Consider the following 7,636-nt stretch of genomic DNA (forward strand, 5'->3'; position numbering starts at 1 on the left):
TTCGTTTTGACTCGGTGCACGACACTTTCTTGCTCTTGATTTGAAAAGGACAAGAAGAAAGTGTCGATAGACTTAAGTTCATATCAGCCGTTTCTCGCTGAACTACATCCACTTTTTCCATAATACTTTTCGCATCATTAGCAGCTTGAGACAGTGTGCTAAATGCAATTAGCATCACCAAGGCCGAGACCTTAAAGCTTATCGTTTTCATGCGCCGACCTCCTCTTGACGAACAAGCGCTGCCATATGTTTTTTCCGCCCTAAATCTGGTTTTAGCCAGCTTATCAAGGCAGGCAGTAATAGTAAGTCTGAAGACAAAGCAACTACGATTGATAATGAACCAAAAATACCGGTTTTTGCCAGTCCCATATAGTCTGAGAAGGCAAGCATTGAAAAGCCAATCCCTAAGACTAGGGTAGTAAATGTTACCGCCTGGCCAACTTCTGAGATGGTGCTTTTAAGAGCCGCGTCAACATCACCAAGTTCAAACCACGCATCTCGATAATGTGCAACAAAGTGAATAGTGTCATCCACGGCAATACCAATAATTAAGGGAGCAATAATCAACGTGTCCGTATCTAAAGGTATATCTAGCAAGCCCATCAGACCGAAGGTAAAGAATGCTGGCAGGAGATTAGGAATCATTGAAATCAACCCTGCTTGCACAGAACCTAAAGAGAATATTAACAAGATCGTGATAATAACCAGTGCAAAAGCGAAACTCTTGATTTGTGCCCAGCTGATGTGATCGATTAACTCCATCATTAAGGCTAACTGACCTGTAACACTTACTTCAAGATCTGGATACTGAGCCTTTAAAGGTTCAAAATAACGATCTAGGTCAAGTTGAACCTGCTCAAAGAAATGGGTGTATTCGAACGAGCCCTTGTTCCGCAATTGAGCTGAAATATGAGTCTTGGAGTAGTCATCGCTTACAACATTTCTTCGGTCTCGGCTGTTGGCATTATCAAAGAGGTAAAGAAGCTGCGCCGCTAGAACTGGGTCTTCCGGCACGCGATCATAAGTGGGGTCCCCTTCATGCATTACCTTATTTGTATCTTTTACGAAATCAGCCAAAGAAAAGGTTTTAACAACGCTGTCAGGGTAGGTTTCGACCAAGTGAGCCTGGAAGGCATCAATCACCTTAAGTACTGCCGGTTCTTTAAGCGCATCAGACGATTTCATGTCAACAATAAACTCGAGATTCTGTGCCCCCATCATCTCCTTGTCGACCAAATCGTAAGTAACCCGAATCGGTGCATCTTCTTTTGCCAATTCGACTAAATTTGAGTCAATTTTTACTTGAAGCGTACCAATTACAAACAAGCCGAAAAGCGCGATATAACAAAGCGTGACAACTTTACTCTTTCTTTTAATGTACGCGGGTATTTTATCAAGGAAGTGTTGAAGCGAACTTGCTCTTCCTGCACCTCCACCCGACGCATACTTGCTCTTCTTTGCCTCGGCTTTCTTGGACGCTTTCAGATGATACGGATGCCAGAGATCTAGTAGTACAGGTAAAAGAAATAATGTAAAAATGAAAGCTACACCGACACCTAGGGCAGAATTTAAACCAAAGATGGCTATTTGAGGTAGATCGCTAATCATCAGGGCCATCATACCCGCCATGGTCGTGATGGTTGTTAAAAATATAGGGATGCCGGTTTTGCGATAGGCCATTCGCATCGCAGGGCGATGCTCCTCACCTTCTTGTCTGTATAGCATATATGCGCTCAGCACATGTACACAGTCAGCAGTTCCAACGGCCAGTATCAACATGAATGACAGACTCACCATTGTCGACAAAGTAACGCCAATTGCGCTCAGAAAACCTATAGACCAGAAGGCCGAAAACGAAATCACAACGACCGGCCAAACGACAGCTGAAAAAGAGCGAAACAGTATCCACAGCAAGGTAACAACGGCCAATAGCATTAAGCCCATTAACATCGACGCTTGAGCCATATTGTTCATGGCAAACTCCATCATGGCGGCGTTGCCTGTAAAGTGGAAACTGAAATGAGCGAATTCAGGCTTTGCAGCAACGGTACGCAGAGACGTCATAAAAACTAAGTACTCATCCATACTCATTTCTTCAAAATCAATAGGCTCATCACTGAGCTCCGTTGACACTATCTCAACTGCTGCGTCATCAAACTCAAATTCATCGCCTTGGAGTAAATCAACACCTTCGTCAACCTGGGGTTCTGAGGAAGAGATAACGCCAAAATCGGTTTTTATACGAATACCGCCGAATCTATGATCTGGCGAAAAGTACGCTAACTTAAAAGCGTCCTGCCCTAGCGCAATAGATTTTCGTTGCTCTAGCTCGAGATCGCTAGTTGGATAATCCTGAGCGTACAATTTCTTAGAGATAAGCGTGTCTTTATCTGCTACCTGATACCGCGCATTGTACAAACTGTCAATTTGATCAATTCGCTGAAGTATTCCACGATCAAATTCTGGAGAAACATCTTCGCTGCTTAGTCCAAGCCGGTGGTCATCGAGCTGCTGGTGAAAGGCCCTAATAGTGGCTACAGATTTTGATGAGAAAACATTTCCATCCTGAGCTTCGTAAACAATATAGATGCCGTCATCACTGCCAAACTGCTGTCGATATTTATCTAAAGAAACTTTAGTTGGATCATCATCTTTGAACCAGCTTTCGAGGGACATATCCATCGTAAACTTAGTGACCATTGCGTAAATAAAAGCCGCAGAGATAACAAAGAAGAGGCTGACGACAAACAAACGGCGCTTAAGTAGATAATCCGGAGCTCGCTCGAAAAAGGAATTAAGACTAGAGAGATAATTTTGCAAAAGTAGGATCCATTCAATTAGTTGGGCAAGGCGCTGACGATGACTTTGTATAGCAAATTTGAAGAATGCTGCAGTTTTGTTGTTATTCAAATGCGTAAGCAATGATAACGAATTTCATTTACAGAAAGCTATAAAGGCCATAACTAAAATAGCAATCAGTTCTCAATTTTAGTTAATTGTACAAAATCTAAACTACCCACTTTGATGTATATCAACCCCACCCCTTAAGCACTTGATAAAAGGAATAAATATATACCCCACTTGACATACATCAAGGCAAAGTAGGTAGAGGCGCTACAGAATCGGCTTGCTTCCAACTTTTGGCAAATAATAAGGAACGTGAATCATATGAATCAAACGCCTATTCAACCTAAGAACTACGATTATGGAGTAGTTCGGCAATTCACCATTATGACGGTAGTCTGGGGAATTGTCGGAATGCTTGTCGGTGTGCTTATCGCCGCGCAACTTGCATGGCCCGCACTAAATTTCGATTTACCGTATTTAACTTTTAGCCGCTTGCGGCCTTTACATACGAATGCAGTAATCTTTGCGTTTGGTGGTTGTGCACTCTTTGCAACCTCTTATTACATAGTCCAAAGGACATGTCATACGACACTGTTCGCGCCTGGTCTGGCGAAGTTTACCTTTTGGGGTTGGCAGTTAATCATTGTATTAGCAGCAATCACTCTGCCTCTTGGTTTTACGCAAGGCAAAGAGTATGCAGAGCTAATCTGGCCAATAGACCTACTCATTGCAATCGTTTGGGTTAGCTATGGTGTTGTATTCTTCGGCACGTTGGTAAAGCGAAACGTTTCGCATATCTACGTTGCTAACTGGTTCTATGCAGCGTTCATTATCGCTGTAGCGGTACTTCATATCGTTAACAACTTATCTATTCCTACTAGCCTGACTCATTCCTACCCTGTCTTTTCGGGTGCAACCGATGCAATGACTCAGTGGTGGTATGGACACAATGCTGTTGGCTTTTTCCTAACTGCGGCGTTTTTAGGCATGATGTACTACTTCGTTCCAAAGCGTGCGAATCGCCCTGTATACTCCTATAGATTATCAGTTGTACACTTCTGGGCTTTGATCTCTATTTACATGTGGGCTGGTCCGCACCATTTGCAATACACTGCTCTACCAGACTGGGCCCAGTCACTTGGTATGGTGTTCTCCTTGGTTCTATTAGCTCCGTCATGGGGTGGTATGATCAACGGTATCATGACGCTATCTGGCGCATGGGATAAGTTACGCTCTGACCCGATCCTTAAGTTCCTGATTGTATCCCTATCGTTCTATGGCATGTCGACCTTTGAAGGGCCAATGATGTCGATAAAAACCGTCAACGCACTATCTCACTATACTGACTGGACAGTTGGGCACGTTCATTCAGGTGCGCTTGGTTGGGTTGCTTTTATTACTATCGGTTCCGTTTACATGCTTGTTCCTGAGCTATTTAACAAAAAGCGCATGTATAGCGAATCGCTGATAAACAGTCATTTCTGGATCGCAACAATTGGTGTAGTACTTTATATAGCATCAATGTGGATCGCTGGTGTAATGCAAGGCCTAATGTGGAGAGACATGGGTGACGACGGTACGCTGACATATACTTTCATTGAAAGTATCAAAGCTAGCTACCCCTACTATGTCGTACGTGTACTTGGTGGATTAATGTTCTTGGTTGGTATGTTGATGATGGCATATAACGTAATTAAAACCATCGGTTCTTCCGAGTTAGACAACGAAGCATCCAACAAGGAGGCAGCATAATGAATCATCAAACTATTGAAAAGAACAGCGCACTACTTGGTGTATTAATTGCCCTAGTAATTAGTGTTGCCGGTTTGGTTGAAATCGTTCCGCTGATGTTTCAAACACAAACGACAGAACCAGCACCAGGCGTTAAACCTTACACAGCGGTTCAGCTAGCGGGCCGCGACATCTACATTCGTGAAGGTTGTTACAACTGTCACTCACAGATGGTTAGACCTTTCGCTGATGAAGTGTTGCGATATGGCCCTCCGTCAGTTGCAGGTGAATCAGTTTACGACCGCCCGTTCCAGTGGGGTTCGAAACGAACAGGTCCTGATTTGGCACGCGTTGGTGGCCGTTACTCTGATGAATGGCATCGTATACATTTAATCAATCCTCGTGATTTGGTGCCTGAATCAAATATGCCAAGCCTCCCTTGGTTAGCCGAGGCACCAGCAGAAACTGATAGCATTATAAGCAAAATGGAAGCCTTACGTTTACTAGGCCATCCCTATTCAGACGAAGAAATCGCTAACGGGCCCGCCCAGCTAGCAAATATGACTGAAATCGATGCTTTGATTGCATACTTGCAAGTGCTTGGCACTGCAAACAACGGGAGATAAGCATGGGCGAATTACAGCACACACTAAGCGGTTTAATGACCGGCATGCTTTTGCTTACGTTCATCGGAATTTGCTTCTGGAGCTGGAGTGGCAAGCGTAAAGAAGCGTTCGAGGAAATGGCAAATCTTCCCTTGGATAACACTGCAACGAATACTTGCAATAACAAAGAAAAAAGTGAGGCCTAATTATGAGTACAGGATGGAGTATTTTCATCAGTGTATTGGTCATCGGCAACCTAGTTGGTGTCATGTGGCTACTGTTCGCGACTTCTTCAAAGAAGTCGGATGAGAGCGGTGAGGTCGAGTCTACCGGACATGAATGGGACGGTATATCCGAACTGAATCACCCACTACCAAAGTGGTGGTTTAACATGTTTATTCTGACAACTATTTTTGCAGCAATTTACATGTACCTTTACCCTGCACTAGGTAATAACGAAGGTTCATTAGGTTGGACTCAACTTAATCAGTTAGACGCCCAAATGGAAAAGAATAGAGCGGACCGCGCTGCCTTCTTTTCTCAATTTGAGGGCAAAACAGCTGAAGAACTTCAAGCAAATACTGAAGCAATGAAAACTGCTTCACGCTTGTTTGACAATAACTGTTCGCAATGCCATGGTTCCGATGCTAAAGGCTCAAAAGGCTTTCCGAATCTTGCAGATGATGACTGGCTATACGGAAATAGTTCAGATTTGATTTCGCAGTCAATTCTAAATGGCCGTCAAGGCGTGATGCCTGCTTTCGGCGCAATTTTAGATGACACGCAAAGATCTGACCTTACTCAGTACGTGCTTAGCTTAAGCAATCAGTCCACTGACGCGACCAAAGCAGAACAAGGCAAGGCAAGCTTTGATATGCAATGCGCTGCTTGCCATGGCATTGACGGTAAAGGCAACCAGCTGCTTGGTGCGCCCAACCTTACTGACAATATTTGGTTATATGGCGGACTGTTAAGAGATATTGACGCCACGATAGCCAATGGACGTAACGGCAACATGCCGTCGCACAGACATTTGTTTAGTGAGCAAGAAGCTAAAGTTCTATCAGCTTATATTTTGTCTCTATAACTTTGTCATCAAGGTGTAATTCAGCGCCCAATCATTTATATAGGCGCTGAATTACACCAATATTTATAATGATCCGAGGTCAATGATGATTCGAATTATCATATCGCAACTACGCACGATTGTTCCCGAGGAAGAATTACAGTCGAAAGTTTTCTGGCGCTCATTTGGTGTTATGGCTTGGGTGTCTTTTTTATGCGCAGCACTGGCAACAATGCTTTTCTTCGCAGCATTTGATCCGATAGAGTTATCAAGTATCGCGACTTTCCCTGTAGAGTTTAGCCCAAATGCTCTATATACATTAGGCTTTTTCCTCTTTTGGGTGTTTGGTTTTAGCTGCACAGCTTTGAGCTGTGTCTTATTGGCCCTACCTCTTGCCAAACGACAAAAATCCTTGTCAGAACATTACGATGAGGAAGCTGACTAGTCGGCTCAAGACAAAAACAACTTGCAGCTGCTCCTAGGCCTGCAGGCATCTAGTTCTATCTGTTTACATTGGTGTTAATTAATGGATATTGAAAACAAAATTGCACATCGCTTCAAGTCTTCCGACAGCAACTTGTATGCAAGTCATGAAAAGGTACACACCCGTGAAGTAAAAGGTGTTTTCCAATCGCTTCGCAAAGCAATGATGTTTACACTGCTCGGGCTTTACTATTTTGCAGCCTGGTTTACATGGGATGGACATCAAGCAATTTTGTTCGATTTACCGGAGCGCCAGTTTCATATTTTTTGGCTAACGTTTTGGCCTCAAGACTTTTTCTTTCTAGCTTGGCTATTAATCATGGCTGCGCTCAGCCTATTCTTTTTTACAGCCTTGGCTGGCCGCTTATGGTGCGGTTATGCCTGCCCCCAGACCGTCTGGACTGAAGCCTTCGTTTGGATGGAACGCATTATTGAGGGTGACCGAGGCGCACAGCTTAAGCTGGAAAAGATGCCCTGGAATGCTGAAAAAATTCGCAAACGGGGGACCAAGCAGCTTGTATGGCTCCTGTTCTCATTATGGACCGGTTTTACCTTGGTCGGATATTTTACACCTATACGCGAGTTATCAGCGTCTTTGTGGACAACGCTGTCTGGCACCTACACTCTTGGGCCCTGGGAAACTTTCTGGATCCTATTTTATGGTTTTGCGACTTATGGAAACTCTGGCTACCTCAGAGAACAGGTATGCTTATATATGTGCCCTTATGCACGCTTCCAAAGCGCCATGTTCGATAAGGACACTCTGATTGTCTCCTACGACGATGACCGTGGCGAGCCAAGAGTTAAGGGTAAAAAAAGAAAGGAAATGGCCGACCAGGCAGGTGACTGTGTTGACTGCTCTTTATGTGTGCAGGTCTGCCCTACTGGCATCGATATTCGCGAA

General features: G+C 44.0%; 8 protein-coding genes. 6 read left to right on the forward strand and 2 right to left on the reverse strand.

The genetic code is table 11. From position 1 onward, the window contains the following. Both A3763_RS12595 and A3763_RS12600 read right to left on the reverse strand, forming a co-directional pair. A partial coding sequence (locus tag A3763_RS12595; RefSeq protein WP_156495071.1) for a hypothetical protein occupies positions 1-211 on the reverse strand: 211 nt, incomplete at its 3' end. Further along, complete coding sequence (locus tag A3763_RS12600) at positions 208-2,820, reverse strand: RND family transporter (RefSeq protein WP_156491928.1); 2,613 nt, start codon at positions 2,818-2,820, stop codon at positions 208-210. The genes A3763_RS12595 and A3763_RS12600, both read right to left, overlap by 4 nt. Positions 2,821-3,168: 348 nt before the next feature. Here A3763_RS12600 and ccoN point away from each other — a divergent pair, with 348 nt between their 5' ends. The 6 genes from ccoN to ccoG form a co-directional block, all read left to right on the forward strand. Next, positions 3,169-4,599 (forward strand): cytochrome-c oxidase, cbb3-type subunit I, encoded by a 1,431-nt coding sequence (gene ccoN / locus A3763_RS12605; RefSeq protein WP_068506532.1) that lies wholly within the window; start codon positions 3,169-3,171, stop codon positions 4,597-4,599. After that, a complete protein-coding gene (gene ccoO, locus A3763_RS12610) occupies positions 4,599-5,204 on the forward strand; it encodes a cytochrome-c oxidase, cbb3-type subunit II (protein WP_068554743.1) in 606 nt (201 codons plus the stop codon). Before ccoN ends, ccoO begins: the two co-directional genes overlap by 1 nt. Positions 5,205-5,206: 2 nt before the next feature. Next, positions 5,207-5,389, forward strand: a complete 183-nt coding sequence (locus tag A3763_RS12615; protein WP_068506528.1) for a CcoQ/FixQ family Cbb3-type cytochrome c oxidase assembly chaperone — start codon at positions 5,207-5,209, stop codon at positions 5,387-5,389. A gap of 2 nt (positions 5,390-5,391) precedes the next feature. Next, positions 5,392-6,270 (forward strand): cytochrome-c oxidase, cbb3-type subunit III, encoded by an 879-nt coding sequence (gene ccoP / locus A3763_RS12620; RefSeq protein WP_068554745.1) that lies wholly within the window; start codon positions 5,392-5,394, stop codon positions 6,268-6,270. Between the two features lie 82 nt (positions 6,271-6,352). Continuing rightward, positions 6,353-6,694 (forward strand): hypothetical protein, encoded by a 342-nt coding sequence (locus tag A3763_RS12625; RefSeq protein WP_156490703.1) that lies wholly within the window; start codon positions 6,353-6,355, stop codon positions 6,692-6,694. Between the two features lie 81 nt (positions 6,695-6,775). Next, positions 6,776-7,636 (forward strand): cytochrome c oxidase accessory protein CcoG (gene ccoG / locus A3763_RS12630; protein WP_068760098.1); only part of this gene is annotated, 861 nt, incomplete at its 3' end.

Source organism: Oleiphilus sp. HI0128 (assembly GCF_001635365.1).

Bases quoted from the DNA above. Each gene is read 5' to 3' on its own strand.
- ccoO (WP_068554743.1), top strand. From the start codon at position 4,599: ATGAATCATCAAACTATTGAAAAGAACAGCGCACTACTTGGTGTATTA.
- ccoP (WP_068554745.1), top strand. From the start codon at position 5,392: ATGAGTACAGGATGGAGTATTTTCATCAGTGTATTGGTCATCGGCAAC.
- A3763_RS12615 (WP_068506528.1), top strand. From the start codon at position 5,207: ATGGGCGAATTACAGCACACACTAAGCGGTTTAATGACCGGCATGCTT.
- ccoN (WP_068506532.1), top strand. From the start codon at position 3,169: ATGAATCAAACGCCTATTCAACCTAAGAACTACGATTATGGAGTAGTT.
- A3763_RS12625 (WP_156490703.1), top strand. From the start codon at position 6,353: ATGATGATTCGAATTATCATATCGCAACTACGCACGATTGTTCCCGAG.